We start from the raw sequence: 24,222 nt of genomic DNA on the forward strand, positions 1-24,222 counted from the left end.
AGATATGAAACACATAGAAAAGAAGTTTATACTTAGAGTTCCACTCGGCGGGGATGCAAACGAATTGCTAAAGAACGCACCTATCCCAGACAAAACCGAACTAGAAGAAAGATTAAGGTCTGGATATTACCCTCTATTGATTGGTGAAGACAATATGTTAACTCAAGCATTCGTATATAATCTGAATAAAAAGGACTATCGTATTCCAGAGCCCAACCCTGTAACACTTTATTTCCATATCGCTCAATCACATTTAAGAGTAGTAAGAGAAAAAAGGCTTGACTTGCTGCGAGACATTGACAACAATCAATTCAGAGCAACGACCGATCAACATCTTATCTATGATTTCTTTGGTAACACGGCAGTATTTACTACGTTTTTATTCAATTCGATAGAATGTTTTATTAACTACAAAATACCTGAAACATACAAATTCACAAGAGAGGGAACTCAAAAAAGCGAGACCTTTAATGCCCAACAAATCCAGAGAAACCTTCCGTTTGATGACAAGATAAAATTAGTCATTCCTGAAATATTCGGAAAGTCATTCCACTTGGAAGAACAGGCTGATTATACCAAAATTGATAAGTTAAAACGGCTGAGAGATGAAATAATGCATACAAAGCAAACTCTCAATACCGCTAACAAGTACGAATCATTTTATATTGATTTACTCAATTTCAATTTCGACAAAACGATTCTAGCCGTCAGAAATTATATTAATTACTATGAACCAGGTACAATTACAGAGTGCAAATGCGGCAACGACTTCTAGCACTTAAGCTATCACCAATCATATTAAAATTAAACCAGTTCATGGAATTACATTCAAACAAGTCGGCAGACCTAGATTTATACAACAGCCAAAAAGAATATAAAGACAAACTGATCCAATTGGAAATCTTCCTAATGTTCGCCATTGATATTTCCGATGCTATTGGCGGCATAAAAGTAGCTCCAAAAGAATGGCACAAAGTCACTGCAAGTCAGTTATATACCCGCTTGACAATTTCCTGTACGAGTATAGTTAGACTATTGCCGTGGAATCGGCTTTTCCCTACCACGAATAATTTCTGGGATTATTTTTCAGTAATGTCGCTTTGCAGAAATCTTATAGAAAACTATCATACTTTTTTCTATTTATGTATTCAGCAAATAAACGACGAAGAAAGAGACTTTAGAAAACTAATAATTTCCTACCATGACAATTGCGAAAAGTATAAAATATATAAGGATTCCAACGCAGAACAAGCTATCCTTGAAGACTTTGAAAAAAATCTGCCTTTTGACAGAAAAGCAATAGAGGAACATTCATTTTTCATTAATCTTCCCAAAGAACACAAAAATAGAATTTCAAAAGGTGAATCGTCGATGTACCTCACAAATCAGGATATATCCAATTTAATTCCCTTTGATACGACTAATTTCAGAGCCATATACAAGCTTCTCTCGAACCAAATACACTGTACCCCAATGTCATTTGCCAGAATGGATGACGCACGAGGAAGGGGCCAATGTACAATGACAGAGCTAAGTTATATGTGTATTTGCATTAACATCTGCACTTTATACCTAGCCGCCGCAATTCTAGATATGGTTCAGTTATTTAGCGAACGAAAAACAGTAATCGATAAAGAAAAATTATCGAATGTAGAACTATATTTCTCGGGATTCCAAACAAACATGAAAGACAATAGTTAAGTATGAGATTTGAACGATCATTGGATGACCGCTCAAATCTCATTGTACGTAACATTCTAATTTGCTTTCAGCTTATAGTTTTTAAAAGAAAGTAATTTTTCAGCGAACTCTCTCACCACCGGCTTCTGAAAGCTATCCAAGTAATTCTCGGTTGTTTTAATATTCAGATGCCCCAAAGATTCCTGAATCAATTCTTTTGGTGCGCCGGAATGAAGTATGTGTGTAGAAAATGAATGCCGGGTGACAATGGTAGAACTCCTTTTGTCATATCCCAATCTGGCAAATATCTTTTCATCCAGTTATTAGTGATACGGATAAAATATTGAACAGCGGTCATTTGGCCAACCTCGTCCATACCCTCATTTAATATCGAGAAAATATAAGTTTCGTCACTTAACCTCTTATTCCCCCACCTTTTAATAATTGCCTCCAGCTCTTCGGAAAGGTACACGGTGATAGATTTAGATTCCTCTTTCGCTGTCGTTTCAATTTTAGCCCGATCGAAAACAATAAAGCCATCTACTATATTCTTGTACTTTAACAATGCCATATCCTTTGAATTCATCCCATTGCCGAAATACAGGAATAACCAGGTATCACGGGCAAAGCTCTCCCTCTCTTTTTCTGGCTCATAGTAATAAATAGCACTCAAACATGAGTTATCCAAAGCCTTTTTAATATTCCTGCCGGAAGGAATAATGTATTTGTTGCGGCCAAACGGATAATCCTTTCGGGGAAGAATACCATCGTCAATTGCGCTATTCAAAATCTTTCTCAAAGTACGCACATACATTCCAATGGTTGTCTTGCCCCTGCCATTGTTACGCATCCAAGCATCATACTCTTTGAGAAGCTGCTTATTGACTTTTGCCAGACGAATATTACCACAATAGGAAAACATGGAATAATAGGCTGATTGGTATAAATCCGCTGTTTTAACACTCTTGTATTTCAGCAATGATACAATGTTACTTACATAGGCACCCAACAGATTGTCTTTCTTTGCCCCTTCCTCTTTTAGAATGCGGTACTTCTTTTCATACTTGGACAGATCGAAACTTTGAGGTAGCTGAACAGGTGCGGCCATCTTCGCTTTCCGATGCACCAAATCCGGGTGCCGGGAAACAAACCCCATTTCAAACCGTTCAAAACTAAAATCGCTAACCTCTTTCAGATAATCTTCCAACGCTGTTTTCAGCTTGCGTAAACTATCCCTGATCCCCTTTAGTTCATCTTTCAAATTGGGGGCGGGCAATTTGGCATAATCAGATTTGCTAAGGCTGTAAATAGTGGAGTAAGAAACAGCTTTTTTTTCATAAGTAACCCAGATTTTACCGGGTAGGTCTGGTCGAGCTTCATTCTGCGCTCGTCAAGACGAATAACATAGGTAATTGACATGATTAACCAATTTTTCCATTCACAAAATCAGCCCCACTATTGGCAATCCGTTTGCAAACAAACCACCTAGTAAATCCACTTCTAACATGGTTATACCAAATCAAATGTACTATCTAAAAAATTGGTTGTCAAAACATTTATGATTCAAGTAGCTTCAAGTATGGTTAAGGCAGAAAAGGTGTTACCCCTTACTTACAAGCAGAGGGTCCGCGGTTCGAGCCCGTGTGCTCCCACAGAACAGAAGCCTTACAGAAATGTGAGGCTTTTTATTGGGGTGAAGTCGCCCGCTGCTTATCGGGGGTCATATCAAAAATCTCCCGCTGCTGACCTTGTCCAATCATAAAACTGAAGAATCAAATTGATTACCTGATTTGGAGAAAAAATAGTGCTGCCCTCTAAAAAAGATGAGAATAGTTTCAATCCTTTCGGTTCGACTACCATTTTGCAATAGTCATCATTTTTTGTAGTTATATCTAAACCAGTCAACGTCTACATATCCTTTATCGGCTTTTGTATTGAAATTGAAAATCCCGATGCGATCGCCCCGGTAAGCCCCCCATGTTAATTGATATGTATCGCCAAAAGATTGATAAGATTTCCCATCAGTACTGAATGCATAACTGCTGATACCATTGGCGTTCCATGTCGAGCGCAGCCAGATATATTGCCCATGAATCCTTATACCCAGCGTTTCCTTTCCATTATTATCATAAACCAAAGCCCTTTTTTCATTGTCCTGTTTAACCCCAAACAAACTAAAGCTGGTAGTTGAAAAATGTGTGAGACCAGCAAACTGACCGTCAGCCATATTACTGATATCGATCCTGACTGTGGCAACATTGGAAGGCGTACGCATACTTCTTTGAGTGATGGTATTCCCAGCTCTAAGAATAATATTTCTTTTACTGTCCCAATTACCGGGTGCAAATGCATACAGCCGAAGAAAGCCCCGGCGCGCTGCCAAAGACCATTTATCAGCCCTCGGCTGATAGTTCCATTCCCATTGAACACCTGGTTTCAAAGCACCGAACTCGTCATTACTTTGAATAAAGATCTTTCTTCCAGAGGATATAGGTTTTGTACCAGTCCACACCATACGCCCTATTGTGTCTGCTCCCGGCTTACCAATGATGGGCCAGCCGTCTATCCAGTGTACCGGCAAAAGACTGGCAGCACGCCCCTCCCAATCTCCACTGCCATGATGAGTGAAAAAATACCATTTGCCCGACGGCGTTTGCAATAGTCCGCCTTGATTAGGCTCCCTATCTACCCCGCCGTCAACATGATTTAATTGTTTGATTTCCCAGGGACCGTATAAACTCTTTGAACGTTCCATCATTATCACACGCCCTTCCGGTTTTACTTCACTGAAGTAATGGTAATATATTCCATTGAACTTATAAAGCTTATTGGCTTCACTTCCGCTGGATTGATGTATGATGGAATCAGACTCCATGATAAGACTCTTTCCGTCTGGCGCCATTTTAAACAGATGAATGTTGTATTTCTTCCCATTCGCAGGATCCAATGCAAAATTGGTGGCAACAAAATAAAGCTGCCCGTCATCGTCACAAAACGAACAGCAGTCATCCCATCCCGATACCTTCCATAACTGATGAACCGGCTCCCACGGCCCCGCAGGATTCGTTGCAGTGCTTACAAAAAAACCATCGTCAGGAGTGCCAAAATAAACCCAGAATTTATTCTTATAATACCTGATGGAACCGGCCCAGATACCCTTACCATAACAATCCATCCTGTCCCAGTTCAATTGCGGGCTAATGCGGGTAAGATCATCAACCACATGACCTATAATTTCCCAGTTCACCAGGTCCCGGGAATGAATCACTACCATACCGGGTGAATATTGCATGGTAGATGATATGGCATAATAATCATTCCCCACACGTATGGCATCCAGGTCGCTGTAATCGGCAGGAAGAACCGGATTTACATAGGTACCGTTTCCCTGATCTCCCCATTTACCCGTCATTTGAGCATGCAGACATAGACTCACCAATTGCAGGCAACATATTAGCGACAATAAGCTGAAACGATTCATAAAAAGTCTTGAATGTCTAATAAATATGCCACTCCCAGACACCCTTAACACCAGCTAAAATTTTTATCCTCAGATAGCGGGCCTTTATATTTAACATGTCCTGGTGTGGCGACTGTACAACAACTTGCCGATGCCCGCCGCAAGCTTTCCATACCTTACCGTCAGCAGAATATTCCAGTATATAAGCATGACCTGCAGTGGGACGAACAAAACCGATTTCGCTGCGCCTTACCTTCTGAATCCTGCCTAAATCGGCAACGAGCCAGGCCGTAGAGTCTTCGGGAGCAGCCATCCACCTCGATCCATTGGCATCATCAAAAGCAAACTGTGAAGAGAAAAATTCTGTACGTTTCAACGAAAAATCCTGGTTGGGCTTGACGATTAAAGCCGAACGAACACTTGATGCTTTGGAATCAACAACGCTGATACTTTTTCCCTGTATTACAGCACGAAAAGCACCAACACCGTCAAGCGTTAACTTAACAGGCCGGATAGTTCCATCGGCATTGAACTCAAGCTTGTTGACGTAGGTTTGACGATTGGTGCTTCTACGTCCAAATTCCAGGTAGGCAAAATAGAAATCATCAGTGCCGGGCACATTAAATACGCAACCATGACCCGGACCAAAAATCTGGCGTTCATAATTGGTGGTAGCTATAATATCCTGCTCAGGGAACTCAAACGGCCCGAGCGGTGATGTCTTGCTCATACCATATGCGTATTGATATTTTTCATCTCCCCCAAGCGTGTAGAGATAGTAGTAAACACCTTTCCGTTTAAAAAAAATCGGCCCTTCAGAATATCCTTGCCGCTTTGTAGCAATAGTTACAAAAGATGAAGTATCGATTGATGCCATATCAGGGGTCATTTTAGCAGCATGCCTTAACTGCCAGAAAACGTAAGGCTGACCATCGTCATCTATAAAAACTTCAGCATCGATCCCGCCGGGTTCCTTGGGATTCTTTGAATACAATAACGCCGATGGGGTAAAAGGTAAATAGAAGCTATCGATGCCTTTTGCCAGTTTAAAAGGTCCATCGGGCGAGTCGGCTACAGCGGGATACATGTAACCATTCACTGTAGGGTAGATATAGTATTTACCATTAGCAGCAATGGCCTTACTCGGTGCCCAGTATTTCTGTTTTACTGCAGAAGAGAAATAAGTTCCCGAAAAACTCCAGTGAATAAAATCTTTCGACTTCCATACTACCGGCGGTCCCGAAGTTTCCAACCCCTGATCATATCCATCGGTGGTTGCATAACAATAAAACGTTCCATTAATTTCCTGGATACTGGCATCGGCAATCATGTCAGGCACCAATGCCTTCCCAAAAGGATTCTTTGATTGGCACAGCGCTATCGTACTGCAACTGAAATGAATTACAGCAAGCAGGAAAAGTTTCATAAAGGCATCTGCAATGTTGGCAAGCATAAGATCAAATAGTTGCCACGAAACTAGAAAAACCTCTGCCTCAAAGAATTGCATAGATTCGACTTTATATTATACAAATCCGATCTCTGCCATTTAAGACCATCCCAGTCTTACAGTATTCATATAGAACCTCCCTTTACCAGAATAGTTTCTCCGTAATATGCCTTACCTGCGGCAGTGAAGGCGTGCATTATAAAGCAGCTTCGGGCAATTGGCAACATATGCCGGCCCAACCTGTAACCGTAAAGAATGCGACAGGCGCAGGAGATGCATTCTGGGCTGGTTTCATCAGTGCCTGGAATGTAAAGCAAACACTCGACGACTGTGTTCATCACGGTATTGAAATAGCATCGCGCAAGCTTAGCGGCGACCTTTAGACATCAACAAATGAAATAAAGATTATGCTGCTAAGGGGCGCCTTGTAACAAGACGCCCCTTCGGTATACCTGCCCGCAAGAAAGCAAAGGCCGTTTATTGGGATACTAAAGTAGTAACACTTGAAGGAGAAAGATTAATACCAAAACTACCTACCGAAACAGCTACTGTACTAGCCACCAGATTAGAGCTACTCGTAGTAACATAACGGTTAAAGCCTGTAAGAGATGTACCACTAAGTGTAAAAGACTGATAAGTAGTAGCACTGTTTTGATTAATAATCACTATTACGATCCTTGATCCACTTTTATACGCAGTAGTATACACGCCGGAAGTAGGATTGGCAGTACATGATATTTTCGTATACCCTGGTCTAACATACCGGGCCCAGTGCGCCATTACATAGCCCAACTTGGTAATGTTACTATTTTCATCGATAGGGCCATACGACCGGCGAATATACCACCACACATAGGCTGCCCATCCTGCCGCCATGCAATCATGGATTTCTTTGGCAGCTGTCATGGCATTCCCCCAGTCATTGCCACTGATGGAAGAATTGGTGTAATGTTCGGTCATCCATACCGATTTACCGATGTTACCCAGGTTATAAGGCGTTGCACCATAAATATGTCCTGCAACAAAAGCCGTGTTAGCCTTGGCAGTAGCGTTACTCAGATAAGTATTGATGTAGCTTTGTCCCATATTGAGTGGCTCCGGCGCCATAATAGGCGCGCCGCAATTGTTTCCCTGTGCCGCCACAAAATCAGCTACTTCTGAAGCCGTTGCTCCCATCCACCCCGATGCAGAATAGTTAGGTTCATTCCATGGACTAATGGCATACACCCCTCCTACTGCGCTGGCGTAAGAACTAAGATGCGCTGCGTAAGCAGCATATGAACTGGTTTTTAGTTTCAGTCCGTCCATCATAGATGCCGGTGCATTCCAGGCCGTAGCAATGACTCTTGCTCCCAAACCTTTTGCAGCATCAATAGTTGGCTTTTCAGCGGCGAACTGGCTGCTGGAAGTGGGCACCATTACTCTGAGAATACTCATGCCAATTCCACTGGAAGCAGAAAAGGCTTTGGTACGCTGGTCACTGGTAAGATCTCCAATCCAAATAGGAATACTGGCACCTCCAAAGCCCTGCACAGTTTGCTGAACAGTATTGGCGTCTACAGTAGCCGTACCTTTGGGGATATTCAATGCTGCGGTGTCTGTGTCCTGGCTTTTATGACATGATACCAGGGAAAGGCTGAGCAAAATAATCGGTGTTCCTGTAAGTTTCAGGATATTATTGATTTTCATCTTTTTATTTGTTAATCATTGGCATTAAGCAATATTTACCGGATACAAGCCTGCCGGAAATGACTCGGGCCGGCTGTAAATGTTATTATAACAGGTAATACGGGGGACTTTTATTCATATGGTGCTATTTAAAGTTAGGGATAGCCGGACCATTACCTGCTAATACAGGCATACCGGCATGGCAGCATTTTACAATACCTTGGGACTTTATTACGCGGGAGAAGTTGTCTTATGCTATTCTATTGGTGTTTATATTCTGCAGTTGATAATATGGCAAAATGCTGCAATCTTTTTCAGGCGTCTGGTCGTTTATCCGATATGTTGTCAAACCTAATAATACACATGCATCAATGATGGCTCATTTGTCAATAAGAATAGCATAAATGTTTTAAAAAAGCTTAAAAAGCCGGCTTTGCTATTTACCTACCAGCACTCTTGCCTGGAACCGGCGATCCCCGCTTCTCACGTGTAATATATATACCCCCTTGGCCAGGTTGAAGTGAACAATATTCCTTACACCCGGCGTATATTCAATATTCAGCGCTCTGCCGGCCATATCAAAACATTTAACCTCATCGGGTATAAGTTCATCGGGCAGTTCAAAATAAAAGTAGTCCCTGCATGGGTTAGGATATACCAGTAAAGCACCTGAAGCGGGCCGGGCTGTTCTTCCGTAACACTCGGTGATACCTATAGCCAGGGAAGTCGTGTAACTGTATTGCAGGCTATTAACAGCATGCCATGTATAATCGTAAACAAACATACCCGATGCACCGTCCTTTCCCCTGCTGGCAGCCCTGTATAATGTAAACGATGATCCGGCGTTTAAGCCAGTTTCATACCCCGCAAAGAAATTACCCTGTATTTTTAATACAGAATCGAAAATGATCTGGTTAATACCCTGTGTAAGCTGGTTTAAAAAGACCTTCTGCCTGTAAATCAGGCCAGACGGGCTATTATCACCAATCCATATGCAAACATTGATATAATCCGAAGCAGTAACACTGATGCCTGACACATTCAGATAAACGGACGGCAAACTTAGGGAGCCCTCCAGCAGGAATTTTTCAGCCACCCCGGTGAAACGGTCACCCGGAGCAGCCGCTCCCGGCAAGAAAGAAGGAGAACTTTCCAGTTTTTCCCCTGGCCCTATATTCCAAATCAAACTACAATCAGAAGAATCCAATCCGTAGGGATCATACCCGTCCATTTCCGTTGCACCATTGTGGACCGGATCAAGCCAAGTCATCAAATCATTACCGGCAGCGGATGGCGTTTTCCATGATGCAGACAACTTATTGAAGTAATCAGTGCCCTGCCCTCCGCAAGTGGCATTACCACCAGTCAAGGTTCCCACCAGGCGATGTTGCTTATTAAACAGCGGACTGCCCGAGGAGCCCGGCGCCGTCATACCAACTTCCCAATTCACACCCCAGAATGCATCCTGCTGGTACAACGGAGCATAAGTAGCCGAAGAAACATAACGGTATGACATCGCCAACTGTTTAGGTAATCCGCCCGGATGATGTATAGCCGCTACAGGCAGTTCGGGTAAACGAACGCCGGCATCCCAACCAGCATAATAAGGATGGCAGGATTCAGGAGGCACCTGGTGAAGTTTCAGCAACGCATAATCCAATCCGGGCGCCGTTGCCAGCAGACTGGCGCCGGAAATACGCTGGTAGTCATTTACTACAGCCCCCTCACAATCCGCATATTCATAGTTAAAAAAGAAGACAGCCTCCGCTGCGTGCTGCTGATCGAAAATGATATGATAAGCAGTAAGTAAATAAGGCTCACGACTGCGGGCAGTATTGGCAACAAGGGTACCAGTACATAGCGCTCCATCCGTAATGATTTTGCAAACCGCTCGCTTTTCCGTTTGCCAGAAAGCCCCATTTTCGCAATTGATATTTTCTTCACACGCCGACGGCGGCAGACGCCGTAGCCCATTGTAACGTCCAAAATAATTCAGCTTGTCATGATACAACTTGCTTACTACCACTTTTCCATATTCCTTTACGTTACCAGGGACATTTAATTCTATAATGATTTTATCTCCCTTTACGGGTGGCACCGAAAACGCGCCGGTATGCGGCAATACGTCTGCGGTGAACGGTCCGCAGATATCATCACCTTTTTCGTCGTAGACATAGAGACTGGCTCCTGCCGCGAGTTCAAGGGAATTAAAGGAAATATACAAAGAATAGGCTCCAGGGGAAGCGATACCGAGCCGCCATATTTTCCCTATTGCTGTATTATCCCAACAACCTGCATTTTGAGGAGTAAGCTCCGTTTCATAAAGATCGGCGAAGCGGGACACCTTCGCCGCATTGTCCCGCAAATCGGGCTGATTGTAATTTCTTTTACAGGAGGAACGATCAGCAATATCTATATAAGAAACGGGGGTATTCAAGGCCACCTGCTGACTGAATGGCTTACCTGGGTGTGCCGCCAACTGTGCCGTAACAAGTAACATGTACAACACACAAAAACACTTGTTACAGGAAGATACCGCGAGGCTGCTCATAGAACAGGACTAGAGGTGCTGTTATTCGAAACAGGATATTTATCTTTTTTCATGGTTATTGTAGTTTAAGTAAAAACTGGTCAGCCTGTTTCACAATAATAAGCCATTTCCCAATTTAGGCAATCGATTTCAAGAAATATCCCAAAACTTCACAGCCTAACGTAAGGCAACATTTATCTGCATTAGAGGCCCACGCACGTCGCTGGAATCCTGGAACGTCTTGAAAAATCTTCATCAGTGTTATGCAAAGCCACTGAAATCTGCTCTACCTTCGCGCCGGCAGCTCCTTTTTATGAAACACATAGATACCAACGCACTACTCTCTGCTATAGCAGGCTTTTGCATCATCTTATTATTTACCCATCATGGCGGTATTGGCGTATCGCCCGATTCGGTTGTATACACCAGCGTGGCCAGGAACATTTACCACCATCATCAGTTGGAAGCGTATAACCACATGCCATTGGTAGATTTCCCGGTATTCTACCCTGTCTTTCTTTCAGTAAGCATGTTTGTGTCAGGTTTAGATCCTGTGGTATCAGGTCCCGTACTAAATGGACTACTGTTCGGACTACTGATCTATCTATGCGGTGTTGCCTTCCGCAAAAGCAGCAGTTCTGTTACTGCCAGATGGGCGTTATACCTATCACTAATCATCAGCCCTGCGCTGCTGAATGTATATACCATGCTTTGGTCCGAAACCTTGTTTATTGTACTCAGCATGGTACTACTATTACTTACCCACAAGTATTGTCAGAAAACATCCCTGACCGTTCTTATCGGTATGGCAGTTTGCGCAGGACTGGCCTGCATTACACGTTATGCAGGCATTACCCTGATTGCAACAGGCGGCTTTATCATATTATTCCGGCTAAACACACCACTGCGTAAAAGAATAGGACATACCCTGTTATTCGGCTGTTTGAGCAGCGCCTTCCTCCTGGCTAATCTCCTACGCAACGCACAAATCACGGGCACTTTCACCGGCGAACGAGAAAAAGGCATAACGCCTTTCTTTACCAATATGTACTATTACGGCACGGTTTTATGCGATTGGCTATCCTTCCTGAAAGGTCATTATCAAGGGGCCACCCTGTTGGCTATAGCGTCTCTGCTCTTATCAGCGATACTACTAATCAGGCACCTATTCCGGCCCGTATCACATGGCGCTATGCACAACATCGCCCTGGCCTTCTTCTTCATTTACACCTTATTCATCGTAGTATCTTCTACCATTTCCCGCTACGAGCAGATCAATAACCGCCTGTTATCCCCGGCTTTTGCGCCATTACTGTTAGTGGTCATCTATAGCCTAAGTACGCTGCCAGAGCGCTTCTCCCATATTCGTAAAACATATCTGCTCGTACCATTGGCACTCATGTTCATATTGTTCCAGGCAAGCCAGGTGCAGATCAGCAAAAGCATGTACAATGAATACAATCACTACGGCATCCCCGGCTATACCCAGGACTCCTGGCGTCACTCACCGGTAACGCAACACATTCAAAACCATCCCAACTTGTTTAAGCCGGGTACAACTATTTACTCCAATGCACAGGAGGCCGTTTATTTCACAACCGGCCTGGCTGCCAAATCGCTGCCTCACACCATTGACACCCAGGATGTAGAAACCTTTGCAAAGACAAACGAACATTACCTCATCCGGTACAATGAAGTGAATGATACCGACCTTGTCTCCATGCCGTTTATCACCGCTCATAAAAAGCTGACGCCACTCTACACCGCTACCGACGGTGTTATATACTCATGCACACTTCAAAAAGCGAACAATTCAGAGCATGATCATCCTTAATGCCTCCTCGGAGCACTTCTAACATGAGGCCTTACATAAGTACCATTTTTTCTATAATATCCTTTTACCTGAACATCTCCACTACTACTACTACTACTTGTCCCACCAACAGCACTATTATTATAATGCCCGGAAGACTGAGCTACCCCATTAGAAACAGCCACTCCAGGAGAAACAAATTTGTAATCGGGTAACACCTTGGTCTTTGCAAAACCAAACTCTTCAGTATACCCACTAAATGACATGTAATTAACTAGTCGCCTACCCTTAACCTTCTTGCCTAAAACAAAAGCACTTCCTGCTGGTATCGTACACACCGATTTTGACAACTGCACATTATCATACACAACAACAGGGCTATCGTATTTACATTCATAATACTTGGACGAGCTACAGGAAAAAAGAAACAACGAAAGAATTAAGCAGATGTTTTTGATGTTCATAATAAAAAATTATTTAGAACAACAAAGAAATAAACCTGCCTCAGAAAATAAATACGGGTTCCCATATCCCATAAAAAACGCCGCCAGCTTAGAGGCTGGACACAGATTTGAGTGATTTTATGCTACCAAAACCTCCACCATGGCTTTTTCCCTGTCCGATTAGTGGTTTCAGGTATTGCCTGACCAGCCTTTTCAAGGAGATAGGTTTCATCATAGAATTCGCCGTCATCCCCCTGTACCCTGCCCTGAAAATATGCTGCAATAGCTATCATTTTTTTTATAGTCTCATCATCAGGATACTTCGTACTTATCATACCATGTCCGTAATCGAACCAGGGCTTATCATCCGCGACCTTTGCAGGATGCCCTTTCCAGTAACAAAAGCCGGGCACATGCTGAAATGAACTTTCAACCCCGGGGATTTTTATCTGATAACCATTAGTCAATTCCAACTCATGATCAGACTCAACATACAATAGCCATTCCGCGAGTGAAATGTTACTATCCGCTTCGGAATCATCCCAATCGTCACGCCTTACAATATGCAAATCATATCCCATAGCTACAAAAATTATCAGGTGTAAAATAGCAATTTCACCGCATACTAAATTCTCCCGAACTATTGCCTGGTCAGATAAAGCTGAAGAAACCCTTCATGAAGTTTATACTCCTCAACTTTAAACCGGGTATTCAATCTCATATCACTCCCCAAAACACCGCCACTGCCTGTAATAACCGGGCTAATATTAAAATACACATCCGTCACCAGGTCCGCATCTAAAAAAGCATTGAAAGCCCCCGTTCCGCCACCAACCGCCACTTCGTTAAAACCTTTTCCGCCCAGGTACCGGATAGCTTCATCAGGACTTCGGACAACGGCATATTTATCATCGATAAACGGCTCCATCGACAACACCACAATTTCTATCCCTTTAAACAGTTCCTTTACTTCATCCGGAAACTGCAGGAAGTTTTTAAAAGTCTTTACCCCTATAACAAGATTCCCCACCTGTTTCGCCAATTTCAAATAAAACGCCATTGCCTCCTTAGGCAACTGATGATGCGGATTATCCGAGAGTAACACCCTCCCGTTCATTGAAACATTTGCAATCAATACTATTTTCATACCTGGTCATTTTTGACTCAAAACTATACAGCACCCGGCACAAACCAGGTATTACTTACCTTTAGGAAAGTAATTTCACCAGCATGACACCGACTAACTGTGCCGACCAGGCATTTTTAAAAGAAAGGATTTTAGCAATAAGAGATGCCATTGATTTGTTAGGCGGTAAGTGGAAGATCTCCATCTTAAGGAATCTTTCTTCGGGTACTATGAGGTTTAAAGATCTGCAGGAAGCCATTGCAGGGATCTCTCCTAAAATCCTGACCCGCGAATTACAGGATCTGGAACAAAACCTTATGATAACGAGAACCGTCAACAAAACCAAACCCATCACGGTCTCATATGCAATTACCGATCATGCCTGGGAAAGCGAAGCCGTCATTAAAGCGCTGCTCGAATTCGGATTAAAACACAGGAGTAAGATTATAAAGAAATAGCACTGTATTGTTATGCCCGCCCGCTCAATCATTTCTGTTTAGTTGCGCCAACGTTTCGCCAACATCTTTTCCAAATTCAATAACCTCACTATCAAGATCGTCTGCCCGGCAATCGATATAAAATTTCTTCACACCAATTTTCAGCCTTATCATGTATAACAAAATATGGATCAGCTTTACAAACCCTACTTGGAAGATATTTTTCATAATATTCCTTATAAGCTGCAACACACAGCAACAACCAATAAAAGAAACTCATAAGACATCACCTCTTCCTCAAAACGTAAAGACTAAACTAAAACAACCATTACAAGTAGGAGATAAAATAGAACTATCAGGAGGCTACAACTCTGATCCTTTATTCTTGAAAAATCCACCAGCATCAAAACGCTGTGGAACTATTATCAAATTCATTAAAGGACAAAGCGAATCACTTGCTGCCGTTGTTAAACTTGACCAGAAATTCTCTGGAGAAAAAGTCACCGGCGACATTGTAATCCTTGAACTTCGATATACAGCGCAAACCTGGCAGGAACCAACGCCAGTTCACATTGAGTTATGCGACTTTATGCCTGACGATAACACATGGCGAAACAGGAAAAAAGGAGAATGGATAGAAGCAGCCGCATCAGTAACAATCTTACCATAAGCACGAAAACAGAACAAGTAATTTCTGCGCACGCCAAATTCTTACACTTGATCCCTAAAATGCCACCTCCCTTCGAGACTGGTATATCCCCAAAGCGAGCAACTGGCAAACCCACAACCTCAACAATCGGCAAAGCTCACAGACCGCCTGTGGTGGGATATGCAATAGTCACTATCGTTATAACAGCAAACAACGAGGCCGTATCGTACTTATGATACGGCCTCGTTTTTCTCGGGTACCTGATGGAGAAGGGTTTCCGTTTAAGCAATTCTCAGCGGCTATTTTTATTTATGAGCCACCCTCTTATTTATTAAAGCGTTATTTGAGGATATGAAAGAAATGCATCAATTCATCCAGGTATCTTCTGCTTAAAGCTAACCTGGTGCCACAATTTAAAATCACCTCGTTATCGTGGAGGTCTATTTTCTCAACGGCATGGAGGTTCACGATATAATTCCGATGGATGCGTAAAAAGATGGCAGCAGGCAACTGATCATGCAATTGCTTCATGGGCATTTGCACCACAAACTTTTCGTTTTGATCAACCACTTTGCAGTATTTGCCATCCACTTCTATATACCTGATATTCGCAACCAGCACCTTGGCCAGCATGTTACCTCTTTTTATAAAGAGGGTATCGTGCATGGGGGAGGGCGCTTTTAGTTCCTGCTGAACAACGGATGGTGCAGGTTGCTTTGCAAACTGCTCCACAGCCAGCTCCAGTGCATATTGCAATTCTATTTCATTAAAAGGTTTCAACAGATAGCTGAAAGCACCCAATGGCTTTGCGATCTCGAAAGTAGATCTGTCGGCAGCACTTGTCAGGAAAAGATAGGCATGGCTATGTACCTTACCAGTAAAAATAGCTTTTGCGTAGGAGATTCCGTCCGGTTTTCCTTCCAGGTAAATATCCACGATAGAAATATCCGGCATATGCTGTTGCAGCAATTCATAGGCCTGGCTCAACGTACTGGCAACACCACATACAGTATAACCCTGGTTTTGCAGCATCATCTGCAAACCTGCTGCTAATTCAGCATCATCTTCTACAATAAGCACTCTCACTGCTTTCATACGTCGTCATTTAAAGGAAACAGCAGGTCTACCTGAGTTCCCGCATTCTTCTTGCTGCTGATGTGCAGGCTGCCGTTGTTTTTCTGAACCATAACACGGCAAAGATTCAAGCCAAAGCCTGTGCTGGTATTACCATCCGCATCCTGTTGCACGCCCGTTTCACCTTCTGTTTGTAAACCAGCCAGCAGTTGTTCATCCATACCGATGCCGGTATCTTCTATCTGCAAGCTGCATTGCGTGCTGTTTCCGGTAGCGGTGATGGAAACCCTGCCGCCGGCAGGCGTGTATTTAATAGCGTTATCAAGCAGATTACGCAAAACGATCTTCATTGAATTAAGATCCGCCTTTATAAAATAACCAGGCGGGACCGACTGTTGTAACTCTATTTGCTTGTTAGCAGCAATAGGCTGGTAGTCGAAATACACCTGCTGTACAATAGCCTGCAATTGCAGCCGCTGTGGATGGAAAAGGAGCTGATTGGTTTGGCTAAGCGTCCAGTTAAGCAGGTTATCGAGCAGGGCATAAGTATTTCCGGCAATATGCTGCGCGTTTGCAAGCACCTCATTGGTTTCACTCATCACTCCCTTTGACAGGGCTGTTTTAATTTTGGCGAGGTTTGTTTTCAATGAATAAATCGGTGAGCGGAGGTCATGGGCCACAATACTGTAAAGCCTGTCCTTCGTTTTGTTTAACAGATCCAGCGCATCTTTCTGCTCTACAATAATTTTGTTTTTGCGCCGGGTTATGGTATAGGCAACCAGCGAAAACCCTGCTATCGCTAAAAAGCCAATGGCAACTGCTAATAAGGTGTTTCGTTGCCACCGCTGCGTTTTCAACTGTGCATTACTTACAAGTGCCTGCTGTTCCAACAGGTGAATTTTGTTCTCTTTGATCTGTGCGGTGAATTTCTTTTCCTGGCTGGCCAGTTTCCAGATATTATCCCGGTTCCAGGCACTATCGTGCAGGGTTTCGTATTGTTTTCGGTACTGCAAAGCCTCTTTAAACCTGTTCCTGTTCTCTTCCACTACGGCCATATTCAGGTAGGCGCTTTTAAGCGCTTCAAGATCGCCTGCCCGTTTTGCAAACAGCAGTGATTTCTCAAAACAGGGAATGGCCTTACTGTCCAGGTATTGGTTGTAGTAAAGATTCGCGAGGTTCATGTAGTTCATAGCCAGGCCAAACGTATCGCGCAACTGCTCATTTACCGTTAACGTTTGTTTGAAATCGTTCTCTGCCTCCGCGTATCGCTCCATATGAAACAGGCAGAGACCGCTATTCTGGTATACGGCACTCGCGCTATAGAGATCGTTATACTTCTGAAATGTTTGTTTCCAGCTATCAAAATAGTGTAATGCCTGTTTAAAATCACTTAACTCAAGATAACATTCCCCCAGGTTAGTGTAAATATTAGATCGTATGATAGTATCCAGCTGTGCATTACCCAGCAACTGCTTATATTCTGCTATGGCCTGGGTGTACAGCTTTTTATAGTATAAGACCTTTGCCTTTATAAAATAAGCGTATTGGCGACCGGAGCCATCGCTGCCGGTGTCGGTTTGGGTAATTGCGTATAAAGCATGCGTATAAGCGCTATCGAGCTCACCGCTCAATAGCGCTTCAATACTGTGATGAAGCCCCTGCCGGTAACCTGTATTGCTGCCAGGTTTATGCTGGCAAACATCACAAACAGCAATTAATCGCTGTTTTAGATTAACAGGCAGGCGAACTGTTTGCTGCGCGTGCGCAAAGGCGGTTCCAATAAAAATAACTGAAACAATAGCTACAGCAAGCTTACATAAGTATTTCATAACCGTATCAGGTTCTTACCACACCAGTAACAGTACCGCGGGAAGTCTGGGGATCGCCGATCACAAACTGCGCCAATGTAGTTTGTGCTTCAACGCCATCATTAATGGCATAAGTAATATCCAGTGCCCATAATGAATAGGTATCCACTTCAGCAGAGGGCTCATCATAGTCAATGGCGATAAGCCGGGCTGAAACGTTTCCTGCTTCGGTAGCGATCTCCGTTATATTCCCGAAATCCTTATTCAGGCTAGGTTCAACACCATCGGGGATATAAACGTGAATAAGCAAACGATACTGCTTTTCCATTTGTGGTTCCGGGAAAAGTGCGACGAGTGGTTCCAGTGCGTTTGGGTTAACAAGCCCTGAGGCAAAAAGATTCTGTTTGTAGCTGATGATTGCTGTTGGGTTAGAGGTGCTCATGTTTTTTTTTGGGGTGTTCGTTTGGTCAAAGAATATTGATGAAAACAAACATACCCAAATAAGTTTAATAATCAAAAAACTACCGCTTATTCCTCTAAAACGGCAACCCGTGCCATTTACAGGGGAAACCATGACCTGGTAAACTAGCTTTATGACACACTTACCAACAATACATCGGGACGAGCCATAACTAATTTATCCTACGAATAACCATATCCTTATGCCTGACATTAAACTAAATTTCGTTAACGACTCAAACGATAAAAATAATTCACAGATTGTTATTTTCCAGAATAATGAAAGCTTTCCTTTTGGCGACGCTGTGGTTGCCTGGACAGTAATTCAGAATTGCGGAGCGGGATGGAACCATCCTTTCAGCTACCCTATGAAAAACACTATTGCTGCCGGTGACTCCTGGGGCAACTTCAGCCCGCAACTGACGGCAGACAATGGTCAACGGTTCAGCATAATAGAAGACACTTCCGGCGATATACTAAAGTTAACAGGGGAATCGACCGACCTGAAAGAGATAGAGGTATTAAACGCATTGGAACGCGGTGCGGTTAGCGCCAACATTTATAAAGACGGCAAGCTGCTGGCTATTAAAACAGATATTGCTCCAGGTCAGAAAGCGGTATTTCAATTCAAACCTACTATCTGGATTGGCGTTGCTTCGCAGGTACAAGAGGGTGAAATAGTTAATTCGGCTGTTGTATCGCAGATAAATACCGAGATATCACTTTTGGGCCTTAAAAGCGCTGATATCGTGATGAGAGGCGGCGGACCGGGGCACGAAGCTGCTCCATATACTTTTTCGCTGGAGAACATAGTGTACGCCTGATAATACCACGTACCCTTACCTTATAACCACCCGGCTCCTAACCAGTTTAACTGTATGTTATGGCTGAGTTCATTATCGATAACGCTATCAGAATTACAACCCGATTTTACTATAACGGGCATGATGCAGGAGAAACACAGCTTTCAGTTTCTTATAGCATTTACGCACCTGTTAAAAGCAATATACCTGCCATGACGGGGCAGCTTACCGGAAACGCCCTGCAGCAGGTAGACATTAAAACTTCAAACGGCATGTTTATAAAGGGACAGTTGAATACTACACTTGCAGAAGCGGAAATGATGTTAAATGCCAACCTGTTTTACAGCTTTGCAGCAAGCCGGGCCTCACAGTATCATTTTGAGGGCACTGTAGCTACAGGAGCGGGCAAAATCCCCCCGGGCCCGCCTCCTTACCCGCTCGTGCTGCCTCCTCAGTCTATAGAAGCTGCCGGCCCCATCAGCACAGATCTTATTGTAACCGCATTGCTATTCCCTTATATCAACATAGGCCGGGAGGTAACAAAAACAACCCAGGACGCCTGGCTTTATTTTATAGAATATAACACTGCCGAAGCTCCGGCGGATTCGTTATATCACCAGCTGATAGCGCCTGCACAAACAAAAGACCGCAATGCTATGGAACAACTGGCCATGGCCTTTCTGCAAGACCAGGATGCCGCTACCAGCCAGTATTTTGAACATATTGTAAACATCCCTGTACCTTTCCGCCGCTTCCCTCTTTTATACGATGCAATAGCGTATGGACACAGGGGCGACACCTATGAAAACACCTTACTAAAACACCTGAACCTTACCGATACTGAAGAACTGAAAGCCTGGGTATCTGCTATCGATATTGCGGTAGCAGACCAGGTTTGGCAGAATTACTTTGCACTTACCATTATCGCCGGATACAACGCTGAGCTTTTTATACAGCTTAATAAAATAATCCTGCTGCATCATCTTTTGCAAAAGTTGTATGTAAAACCTCTGCCCTCTTTTGTAAAAGATATCGAGGCCTTATACCCGGCCCTCTTAAAAGCAACGATCCTATTGCCTGGTATCCCGACTAATGGGAGGCAGCCCGTTTTTCCGCTTCCACCCTATGCAAACTCGTATTCGAATATTGTTAGCAATTGAAGGTTAACACAACTTTGGGCGTAAAGGAATATAAGCGGCGGCGACAACAATGTAAACATTGTATGTATCCGCCGCTAATTCCTGATTATGCAGGTTGATGGTCAATATGTACATTCCGGCCACATAATTCTTCATAAATGATATACAGGATGCTTAACTTTAGCATCTGTTTTTACCAATATCCTTTCCAATGAATAAGAAAGATTGGAGTAGCCGCCTGCAACAACTAAAAGTTGTTATTCGCAACCCGGAACATATTGAAGAAGCCAGGCAAGTTATATTGAATTTACATAGTATGCTGTTTGTTTCCCAAATGTCGGGGTGCAGTTCACCAACCTTTGAAGACGAATTATGGGAAGGTTTAACAGAACCTGTTCTAAGAAAAGCCACCAACAGCAAAGGAAGAACCATCCTTTACGGGCTTTGGCACTCTTCCAGAATAGAGGACATCACCATGAGTTTACTCGTAGCCGGTAAAAACCAGTTATTTGAAGAAGGCAACTGGCGGAAACGAATAAACAGCCCTGTTTCACATACCGGCAATTCCCTTGATACCAGAGAAATACTGCGCTTGTCTCAAAAGATAGATATCGGGGCGCTGCAACATTACCGGGCTGCAGTAGGACGCCAGTCGAGAGCGATCATCAATGGTTTACAGCAGGGTGAGTTAAAGCGTAAAATATACAAGCAAAACCTGCAGCGGATTATAGACGAACAGGCTGTTGACAATGTGCCGTCGGCCAACTGGCTGATAGACTTCTGGGGGAGAAAAGATGTTGCCGGCATCATTCTCATGCCCTGCCTCCGGCACCAGCTGATCCATATTAATGAATCGATGCAGGCAAAGAGCAAGGGATCAAGAATGATCACCAGTCCATAACCTGGCAATGGTAGCCTAGAGCCTTCACTTTCTCAACTATGAGGTCCGGGTAAATGACAATGCCTTCTAAACGCAATACCTTGTCACAATCCTCCAGATCTATATTAATGGCGAGCTCCTTAAAGTCGTTTAGCAGGCTTTCTTTTACCCGTTGTGCCTGCTCCTTTTCCATAATATTGGTTTTGAATACACCTATCATTTTTGTAACTGTTGTTAAGTTGGGAATTTTATAAACCTACGCTGCCTTCTGCCCAATACCCCTGCAGCTTTATTTTCTTAGCGCTTATACCGTATTTTTTAAGCATTGTTCTGAAACGCTGTATAGCAGGTATATTGCCTGTAAGATAAAAGACAGAGCGATTGAACAGATCAGGCTCAGCCTGCATACGGGCCTCCAACCAGGCTATAGCATTTGCACCGTGTGTTGCCGGCGTTTTAAGAACAGTGTCCACTTCGTAGCCCAATGCAGCAGGAATATGCCTATTGCATTCATTCAGTTCAAACAGGGCTCTGACCGTTCCCTGCTGTTTTTCAAGTTCAGCCAGCAGTATACTGTAAAAACTCAGGCTGGTTTCATCGCCAAAGAAAAAATGATGCTGTTCATCTTCTTCATACAACCTGCGACCACCCGGTAACGACACCTTCAGGCGGTCGGTTAGTTTTAGCCGGCTTACCAGGTCGCTGCCGGGTCCGCCGCCATGTATATGAAAGATAATTTCAAACTCCCCTTCATCGCAGTTAAATGTAGCGGGTGTATAGTGTCGCAGCTCTTTATCGCCCACCCGGAAAACCATGGAGGCGCCCGGGTGGATAGCGATCTTCTCCAGTTCAGCGGCAAATGTTATGATCCTGATCTCAGGCCCCAGGTTTTCTATTCTTTTCACCTCAACATCGAGGTATTTGGATGCCAGCAGGTTCTCCATCTGGTCGGCGATCCATTTAGGTACGTTAGGCATATGCGTTTATTAAGATTGAAATGATGAGAGCTCTTTTAAGCCTATGATCCATCCCTTGTTCTGATAGTGCAAAGGACGTATAACAATAAGCCTCAAACAATAAACAAATCAGAGATATAGTTGGACTATTTACGGTATCCACTCCTGAACTTCAGTGGAGACATACCTGCAGTTTTGGTAAAGAGGCGTATGAAGTAAGTGACGTCATTAAAGCCGAGCAGATGGGCAATTTCCTTTACTGTTACATTGGTATAGAAAAGCATTCTTTTGGCTTCAAGAATGATTTCCTGGTGAATCCAGTAACTTACCGGGCGTCCCGTGGTTTCCTTCACCATCTCGTTCAAATAAGAGGGAGAAATGTTTAGTGCTGCCGCATATTCAGATGGCTTTTTCATATCCCGGAAGCTTACCAAAAGCAGGCTCTTAAACTGACGGGTGATTGTTGCAGGACGCAGCATAGTTTCTTCCGGTGGGCTTTCATTTCCGCAGGTATCGGCAAACAGGCTGATACACACTTCGAGCATGGCTTCCAATGCTTTCCCGCTTATATCGTTACCGGTGCTTTTTTCAAGGTTTTTAAGCAGTTGAAAGCTCTCGCGAAAAAGGATGCTTTTTGAAGCATCAAGACGTATTGGCGCATTGCGCATGGCGAAGCCGGAGAGCAGCGCACGAAACGTTTCATTAATATAGGAGGCATCTACTGCAAGTGTCCATGCGCTTGCATCATCTGCAAGAACGCCATTATGCACCTGTCCGGGAAGCACACAAAAGATGGAACAGCCTGAAAGTGTGATTTCCCGGAAATCAACATTCACCTTTGTCCAACCTGACACCTGGAAGAAGAAGATATAACTATCATCTCTATGTGCCTGGTCGCCGTAAGTATTGATATGATAATGCGTGAGCTTTATCAGCATAAAGCGCTTCGCTGCTATGTCGTGCAGGTGATAAAATGGTATGACGGGCTTCTTCTGCTTTGCGGGCATAATTGGCGCAAGCTAACATAACAGGTGTTCACAAAACAGGATTATTTACGGTAAGAGATGGACAAATCGCGGTTTACGATTTACTTCAAATAATCATTGGTATTGATCACGGATGCATAGAAATAATTCAGTGCGGCAAGGAATGCAGTTTGTACGTCGCCGGCCTTTACAGCGGTTTCGTTTATATCCAGATCTTTGGTAGCACAGGCATCGCCGATAACAGTACAATTGAAGCCGTAATCTTTAGCGGCGCGCGTAGTAGCATCTATGCACATGTGTGTCATCATCCCGCAAATAACCAGGTCGGTTATCTGCTGCGAATGGAGGTATTGCAATAAGCCGGTTTCCCTGAAACTGTTGGGATAGTGTTTTGTGAATAGCTTTTCTCCTGCTAACGGCATTACGGCCTGATGAATTTCTGCACCTGCTGTTCCTGGCACGAAAAACGTTGCACCCGGGCGGTTGGCAATGTGTTGAATATGGATGCACAGTTGCTGTTGTTTCCTGGAATATTCCAGGATGCGTGCGGCATTGGCTGCGGCTTTATCGGGGTTGATAAGCGGCGCTGCACCATTGGCGAAATAGTCGTTTTGAATGTCGATAACAAGGAGGGCTGTGTTCATTTTTATGATGGGCATTGGAGAACAACAAAGATATAGCGCGAAAAGCACTAAATTTTTCTTATTTCATTTTTGATACGCCGCAAAGGTTTTTACCGTATCAGGCAATAGCTGCCGTTCGCTTTGAGTATATTGATCGTTCTAATATAAAGCGTAGTCTTTCGTAGATGGCTTAAGGGTACGTTTTTGTGAAGCAAATTGGAAGCGAAACGGGAAAAACATA

General features: G+C 43.6%; 25 protein-coding genes. 9 read left to right on the plus strand and 16 right to left on the minus strand.

The features are described from left to right. Positions 1-4 precede the first annotated feature (4 nt). Both ESB13_RS08800 and ESB13_RS08805 read left to right on the plus strand, forming a co-directional pair. Positions 5-775 carry a hypothetical protein gene (locus tag ESB13_RS08800; protein ID WP_129002621.1) on the plus strand — a complete coding sequence of 257 codons (771 nt, stop codon included), beginning with the start codon at positions 5-7 and terminating at the stop codon, positions 773-775. Between the two features lie 41 nt (positions 776-816). After that, positions 817-1,701: a DUF5677 domain-containing protein gene (locus tag ESB13_RS08805; RefSeq protein ID WP_129002622.1), complete on the plus strand. Its 885-nt coding sequence runs from the start codon at positions 817-819 to the stop codon at positions 1,699-1,701. Between the two features lie 56 nt (positions 1,702-1,757). Here the strand turns inward: ESB13_RS08805 and ESB13_RS24275 are convergent, their stop codons facing one another. From ESB13_RS24275 to ESB13_RS08825, 4 genes are all read right to left on the minus strand, one after another. Continuing rightward, positions 1,758-1,976: a tyrosine-type recombinase/integrase gene (locus tag ESB13_RS24275; protein ID WP_164974143.1), complete on the minus strand. Its 219-nt coding sequence runs from the start codon at positions 1,974-1,976 to the stop codon at positions 1,758-1,760. Next, positions 1,889-2,941 (minus strand): phage integrase SAM-like domain-containing protein, encoded by a 1,053-nt coding sequence (locus ESB13_RS08815; protein ID WP_129002623.1) that lies wholly within the window; start codon positions 2,939-2,941, stop codon positions 1,889-1,891. The genes ESB13_RS24275 and ESB13_RS08815 overlap by 88 nt, the downstream gene beginning before the upstream one ends. Positions 2,942-3,553: 612 nt before the next feature. After that, complete coding sequence (locus ESB13_RS08820; RefSeq protein ID WP_246022507.1) at positions 3,554-5,116, minus strand: glycoside hydrolase family 43 protein; 1,563 nt, start codon at positions 5,114-5,116, stop codon at positions 3,554-3,556. Positions 5,117-5,177: 61 nt separating this feature from the next. Next, complete coding sequence (locus ESB13_RS08825) at positions 5,178-6,647, minus strand: family 43 glycosylhydrolase (protein WP_220399585.1); 1,470 nt, start codon at positions 6,645-6,647, stop codon at positions 5,178-5,180. A 104-nt stretch (positions 6,648-6,751) separates the two neighbouring features. Here ESB13_RS08825 and ESB13_RS23755 point away from each other — a divergent pair, with 104 nt between their 5' ends. After that, positions 6,752-6,970, plus strand: a complete 219-nt coding sequence (locus tag ESB13_RS23755; protein WP_281275052.1) for a PfkB family carbohydrate kinase — start codon at positions 6,752-6,754, stop codon at positions 6,968-6,970. A gap of 94 nt (positions 6,971-7,064) precedes the next feature. Here the strand turns inward: ESB13_RS23755 and ESB13_RS08835 are convergent, their stop codons facing one another. After that, positions 7,065-8,276 (minus strand): glycoside hydrolase, encoded by a 1,212-nt coding sequence (locus ESB13_RS08835; protein WP_129002625.1) that lies wholly within the window; start codon positions 8,274-8,276, stop codon positions 7,065-7,067. Positions 8,277-8,691: 415 nt separating this feature from the next. Next, positions 8,692-10,806: a trypsin-like peptidase domain-containing protein gene (locus ESB13_RS08840; RefSeq protein ID WP_129002626.1), complete on the minus strand. Its 2,115-nt coding sequence runs from the start codon at positions 10,804-10,806 to the stop codon at positions 8,692-8,694. Positions 10,807-11,098: 292 nt separating this feature from the next. Between ESB13_RS08840 and ESB13_RS08845 the strand changes: the two genes are divergently transcribed. Continuing rightward, positions 11,099-12,619 (plus strand): glycosyltransferase family protein, encoded by a 1,521-nt coding sequence (locus tag ESB13_RS08845; protein ID WP_129002627.1) that lies wholly within the window; start codon positions 11,099-11,101, stop codon positions 12,617-12,619. On the opposite strand, the gene ESB13_RS08850 is transcribed toward ESB13_RS08845, so the two are convergent. The 3 genes from ESB13_RS08850 to ESB13_RS08860 form a co-directional block, all read right to left on the minus strand. Further along, a complete protein-coding gene (locus ESB13_RS08850) occupies positions 12,616-13,062 on the minus strand; it encodes a hypothetical protein (protein ID WP_129002628.1) in 447 nt (148 codons plus the stop codon). The genes ESB13_RS08845 and ESB13_RS08850 overlap by 4 nt on opposite strands. Before the next feature lie 122 nt (positions 13,063-13,184). Further along, positions 13,185-13,622 (minus strand): hypothetical protein, encoded by a 438-nt coding sequence (locus ESB13_RS08855; protein WP_129002629.1) that lies wholly within the window; start codon positions 13,620-13,622, stop codon positions 13,185-13,187. A 59-nt stretch (positions 13,623-13,681) separates the two neighbouring features. After that, a complete protein-coding gene (locus ESB13_RS08860) occupies positions 13,682-14,188 on the minus strand; it encodes a dihydrofolate reductase family protein (protein WP_129002630.1) in 507 nt (168 codons plus the stop codon). 83 nt (positions 14,189-14,271) lie between these two features. On the opposite strand from ESB13_RS08860, the gene ESB13_RS08865 reads away from it, so the two are divergent. Further along, on the plus strand, positions 14,272-14,625 hold the full coding sequence (locus ESB13_RS08865; protein ID WP_129002631.1) for a winged helix-turn-helix transcriptional regulator: 354 nt from the start codon (positions 14,272-14,274) through the stop codon (positions 14,623-14,625). A 151-nt stretch (positions 14,626-14,776) separates the two neighbouring features. Further along, entirely contained in the window at positions 14,777-15,274 is a 498-nt protein-coding gene (locus ESB13_RS08870; protein WP_129002632.1) for a hypothetical protein, read from the plus strand. Between the two features lie 318 nt (positions 15,275-15,592). On the opposite strand, the gene ESB13_RS08875 is transcribed toward ESB13_RS08870, so the two are convergent. Genes ESB13_RS08875 through ESB13_RS08885 form a run of 3 tightly spaced genes read right to left on the minus strand, consistent with a single transcriptional unit; the run spans position 15,593 to position 18,577 of the window. Further along, on the minus strand, positions 15,593-16,348 hold the full coding sequence (locus ESB13_RS08875; RefSeq protein WP_129002633.1) for a LytR/AlgR family response regulator transcription factor: 756 nt from the start codon (positions 16,346-16,348) through the stop codon (positions 15,593-15,595). After that, on the minus strand, positions 16,345-18,156 hold the full coding sequence (locus tag ESB13_RS08880) for a tetratricopeptide repeat-containing sensor histidine kinase (RefSeq protein WP_129002634.1): 1,812 nt from the start codon (positions 18,154-18,156) through the stop codon (positions 16,345-16,347). The genes ESB13_RS08875 and ESB13_RS08880 overlap by 4 nt, the downstream gene beginning before the upstream one ends. A 7-nt stretch (positions 18,157-18,163) precedes the next feature. After that, positions 18,164-18,577 carry a hypothetical protein gene (locus ESB13_RS08885; protein ID WP_129002635.1) on the minus strand — a complete coding sequence of 138 codons (414 nt, stop codon included), beginning with the start codon at positions 18,575-18,577 and terminating at the stop codon, positions 18,164-18,166. 220 nt (positions 18,578-18,797) lie between these two features. Here ESB13_RS08885 and ESB13_RS08890 point away from each other — a divergent pair, with 220 nt between their 5' ends. From ESB13_RS08890 to ESB13_RS08900, 3 genes are all read left to right on the plus strand, one after another. Further along, positions 18,798-19,418, plus strand: coding sequence for a hypothetical protein (locus tag ESB13_RS08890; RefSeq protein WP_129002636.1), 621 nt, complete (start codon positions 18,798-18,800; stop codon positions 19,416-19,418). 59 nt (positions 19,419-19,477) lie between these two features. After that, positions 19,478-20,557, plus strand: coding sequence for a hypothetical protein (locus ESB13_RS08895; protein ID WP_129002637.1), 1,080 nt, complete (start codon positions 19,478-19,480; stop codon positions 20,555-20,557). Between the two features lie 190 nt (positions 20,558-20,747). Continuing rightward, positions 20,748-21,437, plus strand: a complete 690-nt coding sequence (locus ESB13_RS08900) for a DinB family protein (protein ID WP_129002638.1) — start codon at positions 20,748-20,750, stop codon at positions 21,435-21,437. On the opposite strand, the gene ESB13_RS08905 is transcribed toward ESB13_RS08900, so the two are convergent. The 4 genes from ESB13_RS08905 to ESB13_RS08920 form a co-directional block, all read right to left on the minus strand. Continuing rightward, a complete protein-coding gene (locus ESB13_RS08905) occupies positions 21,424-21,636 on the minus strand; it encodes a hypothetical protein (RefSeq protein WP_129002639.1) in 213 nt (70 codons plus the stop codon). The genes ESB13_RS08900 and ESB13_RS08905 overlap by 14 nt on opposite strands. A gap of 28 nt (positions 21,637-21,664) precedes the next feature. Next, positions 21,665-22,393, minus strand: coding sequence for a siderophore-interacting protein (locus ESB13_RS08910; protein WP_129002640.1), 729 nt, complete (start codon positions 22,391-22,393; stop codon positions 21,665-21,667). A gap of 125 nt (positions 22,394-22,518) precedes the next feature. Then, positions 22,519-23,379 (minus strand): helix-turn-helix domain-containing protein, encoded by an 861-nt coding sequence (locus tag ESB13_RS08915; RefSeq protein WP_129002641.1) that lies wholly within the window; start codon positions 23,377-23,379, stop codon positions 22,519-22,521. Positions 23,380-23,459: 80 nt separating this feature from the next. Continuing rightward, on the minus strand, positions 23,460-24,002 hold the full coding sequence (locus tag ESB13_RS08920; RefSeq protein ID WP_129002642.1) for a cysteine hydrolase family protein: 543 nt from the start codon (positions 24,000-24,002) through the stop codon (positions 23,460-23,462). Positions 24,003-24,222: the final 220 nt, after the last annotated feature.

The sequence above is a fragment of the Filimonas effusa genome, assembly GCF_004118675.1.
In the GTDB taxonomy this organism is placed as follows: Bacteria; Bacteroidota; Bacteroidia; order Chitinophagales; family Chitinophagaceae; genus Filimonas; species Filimonas effusa.

Coding starts and splice junctions, on each gene's coding strand:
- ESB13_RS08835 (WP_129002625.1), bottom strand. CDS start 8,276: ATGAAAATCAATAATATCCTGAAACTTACAGGAACACCGATTATTTTG.
- ESB13_RS08895 (WP_129002637.1), top strand. CDS start 19,478: ATGGCTGAGTTCATTATCGATAACGCTATCAGAATTACAACCCGATTT.
- ESB13_RS08860 (WP_129002630.1), bottom strand. CDS start 14,188: ATGAAAATAGTATTGATTGCAAATGTTTCAATGAACGGGAGGGTGTTA.
- ESB13_RS08890 (WP_129002636.1), top strand. CDS start 18,798: ATGCCTGACATTAAACTAAATTTCGTTAACGACTCAAACGATAAAAAT.
- ESB13_RS08910 (WP_129002640.1), bottom strand. CDS start 22,393: ATGCCTAACGTACCTAAATGGATCGCCGACCAGATGGAGAACCTGCTG.
- ESB13_RS08805 (WP_129002622.1), top strand. CDS start 817: ATGGAATTACATTCAAACAAGTCGGCAGACCTAGATTTATACAACAGC.
- ESB13_RS08850 (WP_129002628.1), bottom strand. CDS start 13,062: ATGAACATCAAAAACATCTGCTTAATTCTTTCGTTGTTTCTTTTTTCC.
- ESB13_RS08845 (WP_129002627.1), top strand. CDS start 11,099: ATGAAACACATAGATACCAACGCACTACTCTCTGCTATAGCAGGCTTT.
- ESB13_RS08920 (WP_129002642.1), bottom strand. CDS start 24,002: ATGAACACAGCCCTCCTTGTTATCGACATTCAAAACGACTATTTCGCC.
- ESB13_RS08905 (WP_129002639.1), bottom strand. CDS start 21,636: ATGATAGGTGTATTCAAAACCAATATTATGGAAAAGGAGCAGGCACAA.
- ESB13_RS08900 (WP_129002638.1), top strand. CDS start 20,748: ATGAATAAGAAAGATTGGAGTAGCCGCCTGCAACAACTAAAAGTTGTT.
- ESB13_RS08880 (WP_129002634.1), bottom strand. CDS start 18,156: ATGAAATACTTATGTAAGCTTGCTGTAGCTATTGTTTCAGTTATTTTT.
- ESB13_RS08840 (WP_129002626.1), bottom strand. CDS start 10,806: ATGAGCAGCCTCGCGGTATCTTCCTGTAACAAGTGTTTTTGTGTGTTG.
- ESB13_RS08865 (WP_129002631.1), top strand. CDS start 14,272: ATGACACCGACTAACTGTGCCGACCAGGCATTTTTAAAAGAAAGGATT.
- ESB13_RS08870 (WP_129002632.1), top strand. CDS start 14,777: ATGTATAACAAAATATGGATCAGCTTTACAAACCCTACTTGGAAGATA.
- ESB13_RS08855 (WP_129002629.1), bottom strand. CDS start 13,622: ATGGGATATGATTTGCATATTGTAAGGCGTGACGATTGGGATGATTCC.
- ESB13_RS08825 (WP_220399585.1), bottom strand. CDS start 6,647: ATGCAATTCTTTGAGGCAGAGGTTTTTCTAGTTTCGTGGCAACTATTT.
- ESB13_RS08885 (WP_129002635.1), bottom strand. CDS start 18,577: ATGAGCACCTCTAACCCAACAGCAATCATCAGCTACAAACAGAATCTT.
- ESB13_RS08915 (WP_129002641.1), bottom strand. CDS start 23,379: ATGCCCGCAAAGCAGAAGAAGCCCGTCATACCATTTTATCACCTGCAC.
- ESB13_RS08875 (WP_129002633.1), bottom strand. CDS start 16,348: ATGAAAGCAGTGAGAGTGCTTATTGTAGAAGATGATGCTGAATTAGCA.
- ESB13_RS08800 (WP_129002621.1), top strand. CDS start 5: ATGAAACACATAGAAAAGAAGTTTATACTTAGAGTTCCACTCGGCGGG.